A 17,989-nucleotide genomic window follows, 5' to 3' on the forward strand; every position below is an offset into this window, starting at 1 on the left:
TGTTAGTTATTCTTAATGCGATTGACGACTGGTTCTCCGAATAGCTGTTCCGCTGCGCCGTAGCCGATATACAGGATGATGGCCTCGAGGAGCACAGCCCCGATGAGCATGCCAGCGTCTACCGATGCGGTTAGGCTTCCCCCACCGATCATCGCGTCTCACCACCCGTCGTGTGCAGTTGTGTACGGATCATGGCTTTCTCTACAGTAGTCTCTAATCGGATGGCGGTATTAACAGTTTTGGATGGGCTGTACAATATTACTGCAACTGATCACACGGCTATCCAACCGAAATATATGCGTAAGTTATATGAATATGGCCGTCCAAAGCTCCCCGCTAAACGACCGCGATTTACCGCCTCAATCGATCGCGCGCGGATTTTATCGCGCTAGAGAAATTCAGTGCTCGGAGGTGATCAGTGGGGATCACCCGCTGCTATCAAATCGAATCGTGCCGACTGATGTTCATTGGTTCTGAACTATACAAACAATATTATACAGCGATCGCATCCGTTCGTGACATGCGAGCACTCTACACGACCGATCTCTCGGCAGCCAGTGAAGCGGCGATCGAGAACGAAACCAGCCTCGAGTGTCTCGAGCGAATCGGCATCGAGACGATCCATCTCGTCACCGTCGTTCCCTCGAACGTCCACGCAGGGATGCCAGGCATGGACCTCGAAGGCCGTCGCCAGCGCGCACTCGATCGGTATCAGTCGGTGATGGAAGATGCCGGGTTCGCCGTCGAAACCCACGTCGTCCGTGGGACGCCCCATCGTCGCATCAACGGGATCGCCGGCGCTGTCGGGGCCGATCTGACGATCGCCGGCTCACGTGGCAAGAGCCCGCTCGAGAACCGCGTCATCGGATCAACAACGCGGAACCTCGCACGGACGACCGTGGTACCACTCCTCATTACACGTATCGAGCGCGAGACTGACGAGCCCGAACTCCGTCGTGAACACCTCTTTCGGCGTATGATGTATGCGACTGACTTCTCCAAAAACGCCGAACGAGCGTTCGAGGCGTTCTCATCGTTGCGCCATGCGGCCGAGTCGACGACGCTGGTCCACGTCGAATCACCGAAAGATACCGGCGTGAGGGCGGACGAAACCGACGAGCCGGCTGCACGACTGGACGAGCTCGCAGCCCAACTCGAGGAGTGGGACATCGAGACGGAGATCGACGTTCGGCAGGGTGATCCAGCTGACGAGATCATCGCGGCTGAAGACGAGTTCGACGCGACGACGATCCTGCTGGGCTCGCGTGGCCGAAGCCGGCTTCGGCGGCTGTTACTCGGGAGCGTCTCCGAGTCAGTCATCGCGCGTGCTGCGGGGAACGTTTACCTCGTGCCACCGCCGCGGTCGGCCTAACAGTAGCGATATTGGCAACTGAACAATCGACAGACCGACGGAGGGGCCGCGGTTCTCGCGTGGGTGCGCTTCGAACCACACACACATCGTGCGATCTGGTGTGCAGTGACTGTCAATGGCTTCTAGAGTCGGATGAATCCGTGACTCGGCGTTGACCGCAAAAGCCGCAATAGAGGCAGGTCACACACGGATCAGTTCATTTTAGATAGATAATATCTATAACCGTAATCTACAACAGACCAACAAATGGATCGGCGCACGTTTATTTCGACACTCAGTGTCGCCTCGTTCTCCCTTGCAGGGTGTCTGACGAGCAAGGCACAGCCAGTCGGAACACTGCTTGTCTCCAACGATCACTCATTTCCGCATCTGGTGACACTCGACATTGCAGTATATATCGATGGCCAGGAGCGCGAACATGAAATCGTTAGTCGCGTTCCAATCGATCCAGGGTCGGAAACGGTCTACGAAGGCGTGTTCGACCCTCAGATGGGGTATCTTGTAACTGTGACACTCCCCGGATCAGAGACAGCAGAGGTTCCCTATGGACGCGACGGTATCGCTATCGAAGAGAACGATTTTTTCGTCAGGATCGGAGAAGCAGGCCATCTCAATGCCGGAGTCTCGTCGCGGTAAGTTCGCAGTGACACGCCCGAATCGGGTTTTGTATTCGACAAATAGACAACGGGCAGTGCGCCCGGCTACGCCATCGGGACCACGAGGACCACACCGTAGCCGAGCACGAACGCAAGCGCGAACGACGCGATCCACGCACCGATCGTCATCGAGATCTTTCGCGGGCTGATCGCGTCCCTGCCGCCGACCGCCGCGCCGCTGCCGATGATCGCACTGACGACGATCTCGTTGAACGAGACTGGGACGCCAAGCAGGATCGCGACCTGCGCGATGAGAAACGACGGGACGAGCGCCGCGATCGAGCGACGCGGCCCCAGCGACGAGTAGTCCTGTGCGAGCGACTTGATCATGCGCGGCGCACCAGTCCACGAGCCGACGAGGATGCCGATCCCACCACCAACGAGGATAGCCATCGTCGAGACCGCTTCGATGTCATCGAACAAGGGCAACAACGGCCCGACTGCGAGCCCGACTTGACTGCCGCCGGCCGAGAACGCGACGAGCGAGCCGAGTGTCAACAGCACCCGCCTGAGCCCGCCGGTCATGTCCCGCCGGACGTCCCAGTAGACGAGCCCTGCAACCGCGAGCGCGACCGCAAGCGAGACGCCGATCGCGGCACTGACGCTCTCGAGTCCAACGAACTCCTGAACGGTGCTGGCGACGGTGCCGGTCGAGTCAGCGGGGCCGAGAAACGAAAATTCGACGTTCGCGAGGACGCCACCGACGAGGCCCGCGAGCACGGCGACGCTGAATCGCTCCGGCACGTCGGATCGCGGGAGAACGCTCGCGATCACGTACGCAATGGAGCCGCCGACGAACGGCGTCAATACCCAGACGGTACCGATCTGTTGATATTTCGCCCAGACCGGCGTCCCGCCGAGTGCAAGCCCGACACCGATCACGGAGCCAGTCACGGTAAACGCGGTCGCAATCGGATAGCCGGTCCGAATGCCAATGGCCATGAGGCCAGCCCCGATCAGCAAGACGGCAATCACGCCAGCAGCCGGGAGGCTCACACCGCCGATCAGGCCGCGACCGATCGCCTCCGAGACGTTCGCCCCCTGCGTGACAGCGCCGGTGAAGCCGAAGATTCCGACGACGAACGCGGCCCGCATCGTCGAGATGGTGTTGGCACCGACGGCGGGCGCAAACGGCGTCGCACCGCTCGAGCCAGCGCCGATGACCCACGCCATAAACAAACTCGCGAACCCGGCGGTGACGAACAGCAAAACGAGAGTAAGGTCCATTAGCGGATCGAAAAGAGCGGCTTAGTCCGCACCTGCAGTCACGGAATCAGCACTGACGGACTGGCTTCGCCACCGACCCTGCAGGTACGCGCCGAGGAACATCCCGGCGAGCGCCCAGAGGATGGTGACGTTGCCGATGCCGAGGCTGGCGTAGGCGGCACCCGGACAGATGCCCGAGAGCCCCCAGCCAACGCCGAAGATCGACCCGCCGATTAGGACGTTCCGATCGAACGACTTCAGGCGTCGTTCGAACTGGTCGCCAGTCAGCGGTGCCCGACCGAGCAGCCGTGGCGCGAGGAAGAACGTCACTCCGGTAACGATCGCAGCACCGAACATCACGAACACCAGCCCGAAGTCATCGAACTGGAGGAAGTTCAGCACCACTTCGGGACGAGCCATGTGACTGAAGCCGAGTCCGAAGCCGAAGATCAGGCCGCCGACTAGGATCAGCGGCATGAAGAGGGGATGGCGGTCCGACATTACGGACTCACCCCCAGTGCGGCGACGAGCTGTGCAGTCAGGATTGCGACGATCATGAACGTGATTACACCTGTAATTGACGTTTTCGATGCGGAACCGACGCCACAGACGCCGTGTCCGGACGTACAACCCTTCCCGATACGCGTCCCGATGCCGACGAAGATGCCGCCGAGGAGCAGCCGCCACGGCTGGACATCCGTCGACCAGAGCGTCAGGCCGCCGACCTCGTACAGTTGGCCGGTCGTCCCGGGTTGGTAGAGCGACGTCGTAATCATCCCGGACTGGACGGTCGCCGAGAACGCCAGCGCACCCATAATGATGCCGAACGTGAACACGAGCCGCCAGTCGCGAGACGAGACGTACCGCTGGAAGCGGGACTGTCCGGAGACGTACGACAGCGTCGACTCGAGGAACGTACTTGCACCGGCGGGGATGCCGGTCCCGAGATAGATCACAACCGTTCCGAGACCGACGAGGAGCCCACCGATTGCGTAGCGACTGATCCCGTTCGGGAACAGTTCGGTGGTCAGTTGGAGTAAGACTGGATCAGGTACCATGTCTAGTCGTTAGTCACCAGCGAGCGATTCTTGGCTGGCAGCACAGTTGTTCGGGCCGAGCTCGAGTTCGAATGCTTCGTCGTCGTCAGCCTCCTGCTGACCGAGGTTCGTCGGAATGATGTCCTCGTAGTTAGCCGGACGTGGGGGCATATCCGAGAGGATGAGCTCAACGAACTCATCTTTGTCCATCGTGAGCGCGTCCATCTCCTCGGTGAGGTGGCCGATCGGTGCCGTGTAGGTGCCGTCGGCGGCAGGTTCGGCAGCGTCGCTGAAGTGTGCGCCACCGATGAGCGTCTCGTCGGGCAGCGAAAGGACACGCTCCTGCAGGCTCTCGTAGAGTTGCGCAGCGGCTTCGGGTGCGCCGTCGTCACCTTCCTCGAGGTCGGGGCGGGCGACGCTTTCGATGAAGAGGCCGTCGCCGGTCGCCAGCAGCGAGTCGTCGACGAGGTACGAGGTCATCCCGGAGGTGTGCCCGGGCGTGGAGACCGTCTCGATCGTCGCGTCGCCAACCTCGAACTCGTCGCCATCCTCGGCGAGGGTCATCTCGTCGGCGTAGGTAACACCACGGTCGACCGAGGCCCCGGGGATGACACCCTCGACACCGACGGCGTCGAGTGCACGCACGCCGGAGATGTGGTCGGCGTGGATGTGCGTGTCGATCGCGTATTTCAGGTCGACGCCGAGTTCCTCAGCGTCGGTGAGGTAGCGATCCGTGAACGCACGCAGCGGATCGATAACGGCCGCCTCGTCGCCGTCGACGACGAGATAGCCCAGACAGCCCGAGGAAGGACGCTGGTACTGATAGAGCGTGCCCGCGCCGTCGTAGTCCGACACTTCGACGCGCTCGTAAATCCGCGCCCAGCCGTTCATCCCGTCCTCGAGCTGGTTTGCGTCGTAGCCACGATCTTTGAGCGTGCCCGCGACGAACTCGCTCGAGCCCCCCTTCGCACAGAGGACCGTCACTTCGCGGTCGTCGGGGATCTGTGCGAGCACGTCCTCGCCGAGGTCGTCCTCGAGGAACTCGAAGTAGGGGATGTTGATCGACTCGACGCTGTCGCCGTCGATATGCCACTCCTCGTACTCCGATTGAGCGCGCACGTCGAGGAGCGTCACCTCCTCGCCTGCGTCGATACGACTTTTCAATGTCTCCGGAGTCACCGCCGCAACATCGGCATCCGGAGTAGGGAAATCGTCGGCGTTCATTTCGTGTACTCACAGGTATCGGCCGATAGCATATAAGAGTTTGCATAGTAGTTCCCCGTTCGCACAATATTGAGTGGCTTTCGACTGAAGGCTGCTGGCCGACGCCGGTTAGAGAGGCACTTCAGGAAATATTTGTATCGTTTCAGGCTAGCAGTTGTTTGCGAGGGGTGCAAGAACCGGCAATCTTTTAACCCTCGACTCAATATTGTAGAGTAACTCCAATACAAATCACGGAGTACCCCCACCATGAGTGAAGCATTCGATATCACGGAGACGCTCGACGTAAAAGGTGCATCGTGTCCAATGCCGGTCGTCAAAACGAAGTCCGCCATCGACGACCTCGCCGAGGGCGAGGTCCTCGAGGTAGTCGCCACGGACTCGGGCAGTATGAGCGACCTGAAAGGCTGGGCAGCCGGGACGGACGGCGTCGAACTCTTAGAGCAGGTCGAGGACGGCGACGTCTACAAACACTACGTCCAGAAGACGGCATAGCATGAGCACGGATACACCCTCGGCGGGAGCTGACAGCGAGCCGATGAGCGAGGAAGCCCTCCAGGAGCGGATCGAAGAACTCGAGGAGCAAGTCGCGTCCCTCGAGACCGAGGTTGGTGACGGCCAGAAGAAGATGACGATCGTCGCAACCCAGGGGACGTTCGACATGGCCTACCCGCCGCTGATCCTCGCGAGCACTGCGGCCGCATTCGGCTGGGACGTGGTCGTCTTCCACACGTTCTGGGGACTCGACATCCTCCACGAGGAGAAGTCCTCGGACCTCAAGCTCAGTGCGGTCGGCAACCCCAACATGCCGATGCCAAACGCTCTCGCTGCCCTTCCCGGCATGGACCGGATGGCAACGCGGATGATGGAAAAGCGGATCGACGAGAACGGCACTGCAACCATCGAGGAACTGATCGAACTGTCCCTCGATCAGGGCGTCGACCTGCAGGCCTGTCAGATGACCATCGAGCTGATGGAGTACGACGAGGACGACTTCTACGACGGCGTCACCACCGGCGTCGGCGCAGCGACCGCCCTCCAGCATATGGCCGAATCGGACATCCAGCTGTTGGTCTAACTCGCCAAACCCACACCCAATCACTGTGTTTACTCGTTCTCAATGACCCTCCACACGACGCATCGTTCGTCGCCGGTCGTACCGCGCATCATCGAACGGATCGCCGAAGCGGACGGTGTCGACCCAACCTCGATGACACCACCGTTAGCTGATGTCGTCGATCCCGACGCGTTGAACGAACTGATCGAACACGGCTTGGACGACGCCGACCGAACGTTCGAAGTGCGCTTTCACTACTGCGGTCACGAGGTCGTCGTCACCGACGACGGTGACGTCTCCCTCGAGTGATCACCAGTCTTCGTCCAGCGCCTCGAGCAGCCGATCGACCTCTGTTGTGGTGTTAACTGCGTGGACGGACGCCCGGATCGCGTCCGGAGACGGCAGTTCACGAACGATGATGCCGTCCGCAGCCAGCCGTTCGACCGTCGCCGTCGGATCCGCAACGTCGATCGTCACCAGCCCTGACTCCGGCGTCGACGGACTACAGAGCCGATCGTCGGGAACGCCGTCGGTGAGCCGACTCGCGAGGCGATGCACCCGGTCTTCGATGCTGTCGATCCCGACCTCGGAGATGGCGTCGATCGCCTCGCCGAGTGCGACGTGAGGTGCCGGGTTCGCCGAGCCGACCTCGAGCCGCCGCGCACCGGCTGCGAACTCGTAGGGATCGGCGTTTGCGTCTTCGACGCTTCGATAGCCGACAGCACGGGGCTCGAGGGTCTCGGCGACGCTCCGGTCGACGTAGAGAAAGCCCCCGCCCCAGAGCCCGAGCAGCCATTTGTGGCCGGCAGCGGCAACAGCGTCGGCCCCCCACTCCCCGACGTCCATCGGCAGCTGTCCGGGAACTTGGACCGCGTCGACGAGCGCGAGCGCGCCGGCGTCGTGGGCGATGTCGACGAGTTCCGCAACCGGGAGTTGTGTCCCGTGGGTCCACGTCAGCGCGCTGAAACAGGCGAGTCTGGCATCAGCAACGGCATCCGCGAACTGCTCGAGGTCGATCCGCCCGCCCTCGGTTTCGACGACGCGAACCTCGACGCCCTCCCGCTCGAGGCGCTGCCAGGGAAGGATGCCCGCGGGATGCTCGAGGTCGGTGCGGACGACGACGTCGCCGGGCTGCCAGTCGATCGCGTTCGCGAGGGCGTTGATCCCGCCGGTCGTACTCTCTGTCAACGCGATCTCGTCGGGTTCGGCACCGATAAACGACGCGACCGTCTCCCGCGTGCGGTCGAACGCCTCGAAGGCGGTCTCGTACGGATCGTCCGCGATCGGTGCGTCGTACTCGTGTGTCCGGACGAATTCGTTGGCAGCGTTGACGACGTGTTTCGGGCTCGGGCCGTGTGCGCCGTAGTTGAGATAGATACCGTCCTGTAGGGCAGGGATGTCCGTCCTGAGTGTAGTCGGCGTCATCGGTACGTTCTCAGACATCAGTCGTCCTCCGTCGTAACTGCAAGCCCGTCGGACAACGGGACGCGGCACTACTCGACGTTGATTCGTTCGATTCCATTGCGAACAGCTACGCAATCAGCGGACAATAATCTTGGGCTATTTGTGAAATACTGGGGACGACCGCAGACAAGGAGAGTCGACCCGATTGGCCCCGGGCCGACGCCGGTTACGGTGCCTTACACGTATCGACGCCCAGCAGTTGGTAGAGCAGACAGAATCGGGTCACCCCGGTCCCAAAGAAGACGAGCCCGACCAGCGTCGCGATCACGCCGACGATCGTTCCGGCATGGAGGATATGCACAATCGACGCAATGCCGATGGCAATGAGAATCGCACCACCGACGAGTCGTACGAGACGGTCCACCGAGCCGACATTGTTTTCCATAGTCGCTGCTATGAACAGCCCGAATTTAAACGTTTCTCGGATTCCGATCCCCTCAGAACGCTGCCGATAACGGCTGTCGGTCCGCGGCGGCGCAAGGCGGTCAGTCGTCGCTACTCGAGCTTGCCCGAAAGCACCTTCGCTGCGGTCAGAACCGGATCCCAGACGGGACTAAACGGTGGGGCGTACGCCAGGTCCGCGTTCTGGAGTTCGGTGACGGTCATCCCGGCGTGAAGCGCCGTCGCGACCGTATCGATCCGTTTTGCGCCCTCGCGGCCGACGACGCTGCCGCCGAGGAGCCTGCCGCTCTCGCGGTCGGCAAGCAGCGTGACGGAGAGTTCCTCACCCTCCGGGTAGTAGTGGGCGCGTGTTGCCGCCGAGATCGTGACCGACACCGGATCGAAGCCGGCCTCTTCGGCTCGCTCCTCGTCAGTCAGTCCCGTCCGGGCGGCCCCGAGCTCGAACGCTTTGACGATGGCCGTGCCCGCGATTTCACCGGTCGGCGTGGGATCACCGGTGATCGTCTGGCCGATCGCCCGCCCCGCACGGTTGGCAGTCAGGGCAAGCGGGACGTGGTCCGGCTCGCCGGTCACGACGTGGCGCGCCTCGGCACAGTCTCCCGCTGCGTAGACGTTCTCGTAGTTCGTGCGACCGTACTCGTCGGTCGCGACCGCGCCGGTCGATCCGAGTTCGATGCCGGCTGCCTCAGCGAGCTCGGCGTTCGGTGCGACGCCGACACCGACGATCACGACATCGGCGGGGACGGTCTCCTCCTCGAGTGCGACGCTCTCGACGCGCTCGTCACCGTCAAAGCCCGACACCGCCGTCTCGAGGTGGAGGTTGACACCCTGCTCGCGCAGATGGTCTTCGACGATCTCGGCGACGGGTTCGCCGAACGGCTGGAGGACGTGGGGCAGCATCTCGTAGAGATCGACGTCGATGCCGTGTTCCGCCAGCGCCTCGGCCATCTCGATCCCGACGTAGCCGCCGCCGACGATCGCGGCCGTCTCGAGGTCGCGCTCGGTGACGTAGTCCTGGATGGCGTCGGCTTCGTCCATGTTGTGGATGGTGAAGACGCCCTCGAGGTCCAGCCCCTCGAAGGGCGGTTTGATCGCGTTCGCGCCGGTCGCGACGAGGAGATCGTCGTAGGACTGTTCGTAGGTTTCCGCGGCGCTTTCGACCGTCACCGTCTCGGCGTCGGGGTCGATATCGACGACCTCGTGGCCGGTTCGTAGGTCGACGTCTCGTTGGTCGCGGAACTCCTCGGCCGTGATCGTGACGAGATCGTCCAGTTCGTCGACGTCTCCTTTGACGTAGTAGGGCATCCCACAGGCGGCATACGAGACCCAGTCGCCTTTCTCGAAGACGATTACCTCCAGCTCCGGGTTCTCGCGTTTTGCCTTGCTCGCAGCGCTCATTCCTGCTGCGTCACCGCCGATGACGACGAACGTATCTGCCATAGGTAAGCGTGGGCTGGCAGCGCCTAAACCATTTCTGGACATTCCCAATAGTGTACACTGCAACGTGACCGCCGCCGACGAGTTAGCGGTCCCACTCAGTTACCGTCCGGCGGTCTCACACGCCTTATACCCGCAGCGATCGACATGTGGTCGAACAAAGTGAGTGTCAGATATATCCCCGAATCGTCTTCCCCGAACCCACGGCTGTCGAGACGCAGACCCGCCGTTAGCTTGAGATCGGGTGCTCGGCCGACTCCATGAGTTGCTCGACGTTGGCTGACTCGGCCGTGAGCAGCTTCGGATAGGTGCCGAGTAAGACGAGCAGGTCTCCCTCGTGGTCGAACGACGTCAGCTTGAGCTCGATCTCGATCGTCTCGCCCTCGAGGTCGCTTGTCCCGACGAACAGGTCGACGGTGCGGCCGTCGCCGAGGATCTCGAGGCCGAACGAGTCCTCGTGCGTGAGATCGGAGAGTTCGCCGTGATCGCTGGGGAGTTGCCCCAGGAATCGCTCGAGGAGTTCCGTGTTCGAGAGTTCGCCAAGCGGATTGAGCGATCGCCCCGCGACTTGCATGCCAGGGATCGAAACGCCGGCGAAGGCGGCCCCCTCACGCGTCTGGCCGGCGTAGTCGACGGCTTTCGTATAGGTCGATTGCCAGATCGTCGCCCGGGCCTCACGTTCGACGCCGCCGGGGAGTTCGACCGTCCGCTCGATCGTCTCGTCGCTGACGTCGCTCTCCTGGTAGCCGGCCGTCGCCACCGCGTCGTCGGTTGGGGCGACACGGCCGGCATCGAACTCGAGTGGTCCGTTACCGAGTACGACGTCGAGACAGCCAGCCGTCAGCGCGAGCGTCCCCGTCGCGCCTGCGGCGAGTACCGCCCGTCGAGAGAAGGTCATTATCCGTGTGATTCGCGACGACTGGCATATCCCTTGCGGTGTTTTCTGTCACACAGACAAACAGTTGAACCTCGCACCCAATCGAGAGCCATCGGCGAAAATATCATCACAGGAATAGTATCTCGAGTCCCACGCCAGCGATCGCTGCTCGACCCAACAGTGACGAGACATCAAGAGTTATCGGGGTCGAACACCCCGGTTTAGCCATGACTGACTTCGCAGCTCGAGTCGAGCAGGTGTCAATCAGTGGCATCCGGAAAGTGTTCGAGGCCGCCGGCGAGGACGCGATCAACCTCGGCCTCGGCCAGCCGGACTTCCCGACGCCTGCCCATGCTCGCCGCGGGGCGATCGAGGCGATCGAATCCGGGCGGGCAGACGCCTACACCTCGAACAAGGGTACACCGCAGCTTCGGGAGGCGATCGCGGCGAAGTACGACCGCGACTACGGCCTCGAGATCGACCCTGACGACGTGATCGCGACCGCAGGCGGCAGCGAAGCGCTCCATATCACGCTGCAGGCTCACGTCGATCCCGGCGAGGAAGTCATCTTTCCCGATCCCGGCTTCGTCTCGTATGACGCTCTGACCCGGATCGCAGACGGCACGCCGAAGCCGGTCGGGTTGCGTGAGGACCTGACGCTCGATCCTGCGACGGTCGAAGAAGCGATTACCGACGAGACGGCAGCCTTCGTCATCAACAGCCCGGCGAACCCAACAGGGGCCGTCCAGAGCGAAGCGGACATGCGCGAGTTCGCTCGCATCGCCGACGAACACGACGTACTCTGTATCTCCGATGAAGTCTACGAACATATCGTCTTCAATGGCGAACACCACTCGCCGCTGCAGTTCGCCGAGACGGACAACGTCGTTGCCCTCAGCGCCTGCTCGAAGACCTACTCGATGACCGGCTGGCGGCTCGGCTGGGTCGTCGCTTCGAACCGCCGCATCGAACGGATGCTCCGCGTCCACCAATACGGTCAGGCCTGTGCCTCCGCGCCGGCCCAGTACGCCGCCGAAGCCGCCCTGACGGGGCCCCAGGAGCAAGTCGAGGAGATGGTCGAGACCTTCGAACAGCGCCGTGACCTCGTCCTGGACGGCCTCACCGACGCCGGCCTCGAGGTTCCCACCCCCGAGGGGGCCTTCTATGCGATGCCGAAGGTACCCGAGGGCTGGTGTGAGGAAGTGCTCGATCGGGGCGTCGTCGTCGTTCCCGGCGACGCATTCGGCGAGCACGGTGCAGGCTACGCGCGACTCTCCTATGCGACCGGGACCGAGGAACTGAAAGAGGCCCTCGAGATTATCGACGACGCGACACGAGCAGTTCGATAACGTGGACTGCCGTCTCGTGTACCATTATACGCACCCGTGACGTCAGCCGAAATATGCGCGCTGTCCGTCTTCACGAACACGGCGATGCGGACGTACTGCAGGTAGATGAGATCGATCGGCCCGAGCCGGCCGCGGACGAACTCGTAGTCGAGGTTGCCGCCGCGGGCGTCAATCCCGTCGACACCTACTTCCGGGACGGGTCGTACGAGCCGGTCGACGTTCCCTTCACACCCGGTGTCGACGTCTCTGGCGTCGTCACCGCAGTCGGGGACGCTGTCAACGACTTCGCCGAAGGCGACCGCGTCTACGGGACCGGTATCGGAAACGGCGGTTTTCAGGGGTCCTACGCCGAGTACGCGGCGATCCCGACCGATCGCGTCGTCCACCTCCCCGACGGCGCAGACCTGACTGAAGCCGGCGGGGCGGGCGTCGTCGCCGTCACAGCCTGGCGCGCGCTGATCGACCACGCCGGCCTCGAGCCTGCCGAGTACTGTCTGATCCACGGGGGGGCAGGCGGTGTCGGCCATGCAGCCGTTCAACTCGGAGCCGCCGTGAGCGCGCGCGTGATCACGACGGCTGCCGAAGAGTACCACGACGCGCTCGCCGACCACGGAGCCGAAACGGTCCTCGACTACAGCCGCGACGATTTGGCCGATGCCGTGCTCGAAGCCTCCGGCGGCGGCGTCGACGCCGTGCTCGACCACCGGCTGGACGACTATCTGCAGTTCGACGCGGACGTGGCCGCGACGGGTGCCCGCGTCGTCGGCATCGGCGAAAATAGCCCTGATCCCGGCTTTACGAACGACGGGGCCGCCCGCTCGAAGGACGTTTCCTACCAGTTCATGAGTATGTTCAACACGCCGGACCTGCGCGTCCCGCTCCGTGGCGTTGCTCACCTCATGGCGACGGGCGCGCTCTCGATCGACGTGGCACGACGCTACGACCTCGAGGAGGCAGCCGATGCACAACGCGCCGTCATGGACGAGAGTTTCCTCGGGAAACTCGTGATCGAACCGTAAGCCGTCGGTACCGCGACACGGATCCGGCTACTCGACGTTACCGAGTCCGCGGATGGCGTCGTCTCGCTCGAGCAGCGTCCGACCGCGTTCACAGAGCGTGACCGTCTCGGTCTCGCGCTCGTAGTCGATCACGTCCGCGGCGGCCAACTTCGGAATGTGAGTGTGGTGCAAGGAGATGCGAACAGTCCGTCGCTCCCGTGCGGAGACGTCACCGTGATCCGAAATCGCGTTTGGCTCCGTCGCCGCGTCCTGGGTCGCGATGTCGACGGCGAGTTCCGTGAGCGTGGCCGACCCGTCTCCGTCCTCGAGATATTGTAACACCGAGCGACGGTAGCGATGTGCTAACAGTTTCATCGCCGTATCGACGCCGTCGGACGCCGACTCGCCGAACGAAGTGAGGCTCTCGGGGGAACGGAGGAGTGGAATCATACCACCGGTAGGTATTGGACAGTACTTATACTGCCGGGCAAAGTGCTTCGGGCATCGCTCGCACTTGCGTCAGTGTCGATGGCGACAAATCGAGGCACGCGGCCATGTCCTTACGGACCGCAATTCGACGGTCAGTGCGACAGTGTGACCCGTTCGTGATGGATCGATCTGGGTGCCTGTCATAGGGCTGCAGTCCCGAGCTCCCGGCTGGACCGCGGGGCGGGCCGAAACACAGTGACAGGAGACCGGATGATCGGCTACGCGAGGTCGGCGACGGCTTCCATCGTCGTTCGCTTGTCCTCCTCGGACAGTCCGTCGACGAATCCGACGCGGACGGCGTCGACGCCGTCGATCTCGGCGTAGTCCGCGACCCACTCGCAGACCTCTTCGGGGGTGCCTGCGGGAGCCAGTTCATCGAGGACGTCGTCGGGGAGCGCAGCGGCCATCGCGTCGGTATCCCGCTCGTCCCACGCAGCTCGGATCTCCTCGACGACCTCGGGGTAGCCCTGCTCTGCGACCGAGTTCCCGTAGTAGGGACCGTACGCTCCGAGCATGAACGCGATCGTGCTGCGAGCCGTTTCGCGTGCTTTCTCGCGGTCTTCGGACGCCATCCCGCGGACGATGGGGGCGACTCGCAGGTCCGAGAGATCCTTGCCGGCGAGGTCGGCACCGCGTTCCAGGTCTTCGAGTCGGTCCCGAAGGCCGTCTTTCGTGAACAGCTGCGGAGCCCAGCCATCGCCGAAGCGGCCGGCCATTTCGGTAGCCGTCGGGCCAAGGGTGCCGAGGTCGATCGGCGGCGGGTTCTCGTGGGGGCCGCGCTCGTAATTCAGGCCCGGAATCTCGAAGATGTCGCCCTCGTAGGCGGGCGTACCCTCCTCGGAGACCCCGCGCATGATCTCGATTACTTCGCGGGTCCGACGCAGCGGCCGATCGAACTCCTTTCCGTGCCAGCGCTCGGTGATCGCCGGCGAACTCGGACCGATCCCGAACCGGAACCGGCCGTCGGCGGCGTCTTGCATCGTCAGCGCCGTCTGGGCGAGCATCGCCGGCGATCGCCCGTACGGCGAGATCACGTCGTTCGAGATGCCCAGTTCGTCGGTTCGGTCGGCCGCCAGCGTCAGCGGCGGAATGATGTTCCAGCCGGTCGTCTCGCCGACGGTGATCCGATCGAATCCCAGCGCTTCGGCCTGGACGGCTCGCTCGGCGACTCCCTGTGGCCGGTCGTAATCACCGAGTTGCACCAGCAGATCCAGTTCAGCGGTCACGGCACTCCCTCCACAGCAATCCTCGAGTCACAGCTCGCAGTCTCATCACCCCACACCCCGTGACGAACTCACATAAAACGGTCGCGTTTCCGTCTCGGGCGACGTGGAGCCGGCCCCGAAACTCGAACGCGATACGGGAGTCGATCCCGGCGGCTCGGTGGCAAGGGTCGAACGCAGTGTTTATTGTGAGACCGCGACTCTATCGCAAATACGACAATCGGTTGCCGGTGAGTAATTCGCGGTGCGATAAGAGATAGCTAATATATGGCACGAAGGCTTTATGTCGACGTTCGATCCAGTTGCAGCCTCGTCGGAACGGTACTGAAGTATCTCTCGCTGACGCTGCTATTTCCGACCGTCGTCGCGCTGTACTACCGAGAGTCCCCGCTTCCCTTCCTCGTTGCGCTGGTCTTTGCCGTCGCCGTCGGCATTGGCCTCGAGCGCCTCGAGCCCGACCCGACCCTCGAGCACCGCGAGGCCTTTTTGCTGGTCGCGCTGACGTGGTTCGTCGTTCCGCTGGTTGGGATGATTCCGTATCTCGTCGCCGGTACGGGAACGATCGCAGATCCCGTCAATGCGCTGTTCGAGAGCATGAGCGGCTTTACGACGACGGGCGCGACGGTCATGGGGAGTATCTCCGTCGAAACCCACTCGCGGTCGATCATGATGTGGCGACAGCTCACGCAGTGGCTCGGCGGGATGGGTATTCTCGTGCTCATGGTCGCGATCCTCTCGGAGCTTTCCGTCGGTGGGACCCAGATCATCCGCGAGGAAGCGCCGGGGATCGAAGTCGAGAAACTAACGCCCCGGATCAGAGAAACCGCGCGGGCGCTGTGGCTGATTTACGCCTGGTTTACGCTCGCTGCCGTAGTCGTCTACTACGGGCTGCATCTCGTGGGAGTGGCCCCGAACATGACCTTCTACAACGCTGTCGCACACGCGCTTACGTCGCTGCCGACCGGCGGCTTCTCGCCGGAGGGACGCAGCGCCGAGGCGTTCGCGCCGAGTGTCCAGTGGGCGATCATGGTCTTCATGGTCGTCGCCGGGACGAACTTCGCGCTCTACTGGTACGCCTGGCGTGGCCGCCTCGAGCGACTGACCGGCAACGCCGAGTTCCGATCCTACTTGCTGTCGATGGGGATCGTCGGCGGCCTCCTCTCGGCGCTGCTCTTTCTCGGCGCTGGTCTCGCGACGGTTCCCGACGGCGTCGCGACGATTCCGGGGAGCCTCGAGCGATCGCTGCGCCACGGTCTCTTCCAGACGCTCGCGATCGTGACGACGACCGGCTACGCCAGCATGGACTTCAACACCTGGAGTGAGTCGACACAGTTGATCCTCATCTTCGCGATGTTTCTGGGCGGCTCGGCGGGCTCGGCTGCCGGCTCGATCAAAATCGTTCGCTGGTACGTCGTCCAGAAATCCATGCGGCGCGAACTCTTCCGTGTCGTCCACCCGAAGGCGGTCCAGCCGGTGCGAATGGGCGGTACCGGCGACATCATCGACGAGGAGACGATCCACAGCATCTTCGTCTTCATGGCGCTGTTCCTGACGCTGTTCGTCGTCTCGAGTGTCTTGTTGTTCCTCGATTCCTATCGCACGCCCGGGCTCTCGCTGTCGGCACTCGAGACGACGAGCGCCGTGATCGCGACGCTGGGGAACGTCGGTCCGGGCGTCGGCGTCGTCGGGCCAATGAACAGCTACGACCCCTTCTCCAACGCGGCGAAGCTTTATATGGTCTTCCTGATGTGGATCGGCCGCCTCGAGATCCTCTCCGTGCTGGTCATCCTGACGCCGGCGTACTGGCGCTCGTAACCATACGAACCCCTGTCAGTGGGTTCCGGTCGACCGCGACCCGTCCCACGGATGCACCGGGAAATCGGTACCGCAGACTGGGAGAGTGTCATAGAATAGTTCGTACACCCTCCTGAGACTACCCAACAACGGTAAGTACAGGTGAAAGAGTTACCGCGGCGAGCTGGATCTATACGTTGACTGGTAGGAGACGCGTACAAGATATAGAGAATCCCTCCCCCCCCCTGTTGAATGACACGTCCCAAGAGAATTAAGGGACAAGTGTTTCGCTACTTCGGTAAGGCCAAAACCAAAAAATAACTCTCAATATACAGTGAAATCTGGAAAATAGAGTGACCACCGAACGACGTTATCTATTCGACAGAAGGTCGATGACTTCCGACCAATATGACGTTGGCGTCACGACATCAAGATCACTGTTCTCCAATTGATCCAGAACCTCATGGAAGTCTCGTGTTGAAATCCATTGATCGTCCTTGTTGCCAACCGTGTGCGCCATAAGTGCGACCGTCCGGTCATACTTCGCTGCAAGTTCCATGTATCGCTTCGCATTCTGGACATCGTCGATAGCGACCCGGTTGATGGTAAGTGGGTCCGCTGGTGGGGTCCCCAATACTCCTGGACTCGTGAGGAAGTTGGTATGGTGGAATTCGGCGAGCAGTTCGAGTGTCTTCGGGCCAACCGCACCGTACGGAGCAACGAAGTGATCCGCCCCCGCCTCATATCCGTTGGCGACGAGCCACCGCTTAGTTCGGATGATTGCCTCGCGCTGTTCGGTTGGTGAGTAGGCCGGTAAGGGGTCGTCGAGTTGCGGGTGCGCGAGGAGGTCCCAGCCGTTTGCATCGTACGTCTCAAGGTGGCGCTTGCCAAGGTGGCCGCCATCACCGACTAACTCAGGAATTACAGCGACAGCACCCGGGATTCCACGACGGGTCATTTCTGGATAGGCTGTAGCCACGCTTGCCCGGTTGTCGTCAAAGATTATCATCGCATGACCCATCTCTGCAACGGGGCGCATCTCGAACCGGTCGAACACAACAGGTGTTCGGTCCCCCCTGATATCGATTTGGATACGAGTGATCGCGGTCGGGTCAGGAGACCCGACTTCGTCGGTCGGGCCGATTTCGATCCCGAACCACGTATTCGCCAGCGAATCACTCGGATACCGGGTCGTAACAATCTGGTTGTCTTCGTCGGGAGCGAACAGCCGAAATTGAAGCCGTGCCGGAGCAGTGCTTGGGAAATAGACCCAGACCGAAAGGGACGACTGCGTGTAGTCGAACGTTCGCTCGAAGGTGTGCTCGATCCGCCCAACCGGAGATGGCAAGAGTCCAATTGAGGTGGAATCGGTAGCCCCGGGAGTTTGGGTCACCGACCCGTCCCCCG

The 17,989-nt window shown here is 62.3% G+C and carries 20 protein-coding genes; 8 read left to right on the forward strand and 12 right to left on the reverse strand.

Features of this window, described 5'->3' with window-relative positions:
- Positions 1-2: 2 nt before the first annotated feature.
- The gene (locus BSG09_RS20655) at positions 3-152 is read right to left on the reverse strand and encodes a DUF7512 family protein (RefSeq protein WP_175542145.1); all 150 of its coding nucleotides are present in this window, start codon (positions 150-152) and stop codon (positions 3-5) included.
- 368 nt (positions 153-520) lie between these two features.
- On the opposite strand from BSG09_RS20655, the gene BSG09_RS05130 reads away from it, so the two are divergent.
- The gene (locus BSG09_RS05130; RefSeq protein WP_092931255.1) at positions 521-1,372 is read left to right on the forward strand and encodes a universal stress protein; all 852 of its coding nucleotides are present in this window, start codon (positions 521-523) and stop codon (positions 1,370-1,372) included.
- 246 nt (positions 1,373-1,618) lie between these two features.
- The gene (locus BSG09_RS05135; RefSeq protein WP_092930849.1) at positions 1,619-2,008 is read left to right on the forward strand and encodes a hypothetical protein; all 390 of its coding nucleotides are present in this window, start codon (positions 1,619-1,621) and stop codon (positions 2,006-2,008) included.
- A gap of 65 nt (positions 2,009-2,073) precedes the next feature.
- Here BSG09_RS05135 and BSG09_RS05140 read toward each other — a convergent pair whose 3' ends face one another.
- From BSG09_RS05140 to BSG09_RS05155, 4 genes are read right to left on the reverse strand one after another with little or no spacing between them, the layout of a single operon-like run.
- Complete coding sequence (locus BSG09_RS05140) at positions 2,074-3,255, reverse strand: inorganic phosphate transporter (protein ID WP_092930851.1); 1,182 nt, start codon at positions 3,253-3,255, stop codon at positions 2,074-2,076.
- Positions 3,256-3,276: 21 nt separating this feature from the next.
- A complete protein-coding gene (locus BSG09_RS05145) occupies positions 3,277-3,735 on the reverse strand; it encodes a YeeE/YedE family protein (RefSeq protein ID WP_092930853.1) in 459 nt (152 codons plus the stop codon).
- Positions 3,735-4,292 (reverse strand): YeeE/YedE family protein, encoded by a 558-nt coding sequence (locus BSG09_RS05150; RefSeq protein ID WP_092930855.1) that lies wholly within the window; start codon positions 4,290-4,292, stop codon positions 3,735-3,737. The genes BSG09_RS05145 and BSG09_RS05150 overlap by 1 nt, the downstream gene beginning before the upstream one ends.
- Before the next feature lie 9 nt (positions 4,293-4,301).
- Positions 4,302-5,495, reverse strand: a complete 1,194-nt coding sequence (locus BSG09_RS05155; protein WP_092930857.1) for an MBL fold metallo-hydrolase — start codon at positions 5,493-5,495, stop codon at positions 4,302-4,304.
- 246 nt (positions 5,496-5,741) lie between these two features.
- On the opposite strand from BSG09_RS05155, the gene BSG09_RS05160 reads away from it, so the two are divergent.
- The 3 genes from BSG09_RS05160 to BSG09_RS05170 are packed head-to-tail and all read left to right on the forward strand — an operon-like array spanning position 5,742 to position 6,858.
- Positions 5,742-5,987 carry a sulfurtransferase TusA family protein gene (locus tag BSG09_RS05160; protein WP_092930859.1) on the forward strand — a complete coding sequence of 82 codons (246 nt, stop codon included), beginning with the start codon at positions 5,742-5,744 and terminating at the stop codon, positions 5,985-5,987.
- Between the two features lies 1 nt (position 5,988).
- Positions 5,989-6,570, forward strand: coding sequence for a DsrE/DsrF/DrsH-like family protein (locus tag BSG09_RS05165; protein WP_092930861.1), 582 nt, complete (start codon positions 5,989-5,991; stop codon positions 6,568-6,570).
- 42 nt (positions 6,571-6,612) lie between these two features.
- Positions 6,613-6,858: a HalOD1 output domain-containing protein gene (locus BSG09_RS05170; RefSeq protein ID WP_092930863.1), complete on the forward strand. Its 246-nt coding sequence runs from the start codon at positions 6,613-6,615 to the stop codon at positions 6,856-6,858.
- Here BSG09_RS05170 and BSG09_RS05175 read toward each other — a convergent pair whose 3' ends face one another.
- From BSG09_RS05175 to BSG09_RS05190, 4 genes are all read right to left on the reverse strand, one after another.
- Positions 6,859-7,992: an aminotransferase class V-fold PLP-dependent enzyme gene (locus BSG09_RS05175; protein WP_223174731.1), complete on the reverse strand. Its 1,134-nt coding sequence runs from the start codon at positions 7,990-7,992 to the stop codon at positions 6,859-6,861. It lies immediately after the preceding gene.
- A gap of 187 nt (positions 7,993-8,179) precedes the next feature.
- Positions 8,180-8,398, reverse strand: a complete 219-nt coding sequence (locus BSG09_RS05180) for a YgaP family membrane protein (protein ID WP_092930865.1) — start codon at positions 8,396-8,398, stop codon at positions 8,180-8,182.
- Positions 8,399-8,508: 110 nt separating this feature from the next.
- Positions 8,509-9,855, reverse strand: coding sequence for an FAD-dependent oxidoreductase (locus tag BSG09_RS05185; protein WP_092930867.1), 1,347 nt, complete (start codon positions 9,853-9,855; stop codon positions 8,509-8,511).
- Between the two features lie 226 nt (positions 9,856-10,081).
- A complete protein-coding gene (locus BSG09_RS05190) occupies positions 10,082-10,750 on the reverse strand; it encodes a DUF6517 family protein (RefSeq protein WP_092930869.1) in 669 nt (222 codons plus the stop codon).
- Positions 10,751-10,956: 206 nt separating this feature from the next.
- Here BSG09_RS05190 and BSG09_RS05195 point away from each other — a divergent pair, with 206 nt between their 5' ends.
- Both BSG09_RS05195 and BSG09_RS05200 read left to right on the forward strand, forming a co-directional pair.
- Complete coding sequence (locus tag BSG09_RS05195) at positions 10,957-12,078, forward strand: pyridoxal phosphate-dependent aminotransferase (protein ID WP_092930871.1); 1,122 nt, start codon at positions 10,957-10,959, stop codon at positions 12,076-12,078.
- A 53-nt stretch (positions 12,079-12,131) separates the two neighbouring features.
- Positions 12,132-13,097 carry an NADPH:quinone reductase gene (locus BSG09_RS05200; protein WP_092930873.1) on the forward strand — a complete coding sequence of 322 codons (966 nt, stop codon included), beginning with the start codon at positions 12,132-12,134 and terminating at the stop codon, positions 13,095-13,097.
- Between the two features lie 27 nt (positions 13,098-13,124).
- On the opposite strand, the gene BSG09_RS05205 is transcribed toward BSG09_RS05200, so the two are convergent.
- Both BSG09_RS05205 and BSG09_RS05210 read right to left on the reverse strand, forming a co-directional pair.
- Positions 13,125-13,526: a DUF7344 domain-containing protein gene (locus BSG09_RS05205; RefSeq protein WP_092930875.1), complete on the reverse strand. Its 402-nt coding sequence runs from the start codon at positions 13,524-13,526 to the stop codon at positions 13,125-13,127.
- A gap of 257 nt (positions 13,527-13,783) precedes the next feature.
- Positions 13,784-14,791 (reverse strand): TIGR04024 family LLM class F420-dependent oxidoreductase, encoded by a 1,008-nt coding sequence (locus BSG09_RS05210; RefSeq protein ID WP_092930877.1) that lies wholly within the window; start codon positions 14,789-14,791, stop codon positions 13,784-13,786.
- A gap of 264 nt (positions 14,792-15,055) precedes the next feature.
- Here BSG09_RS05210 and BSG09_RS05215 point away from each other — a divergent pair, with 264 nt between their 5' ends.
- Complete coding sequence (locus BSG09_RS05215) at positions 15,056-16,603, forward strand: TrkH family potassium uptake protein (protein ID WP_092930879.1); 1,548 nt, start codon at positions 15,056-15,058, stop codon at positions 16,601-16,603.
- Positions 16,604-16,952: 349 nt separating this feature from the next.
- On the opposite strand, the gene BSG09_RS20660 is transcribed toward BSG09_RS05215, so the two are convergent.
- Positions 16,953-17,639 carry a polysaccharide deacetylase family protein gene (locus BSG09_RS20660; RefSeq protein ID WP_175542146.1) on the reverse strand — a complete coding sequence of 229 codons (687 nt, stop codon included), beginning with the start codon at positions 17,637-17,639 and terminating at the stop codon, positions 16,953-16,955.
- Positions 17,640-17,989 lie beyond the last annotated feature (350 nt).

This window comes from Natrinema hispanicum (assembly GCF_900111485.1).
In the GTDB taxonomy this organism is placed as follows: Archaea; Halobacteriota; Halobacteria; order Halobacteriales; family Natrialbaceae; genus Natrinema; species Natrinema hispanicum_A.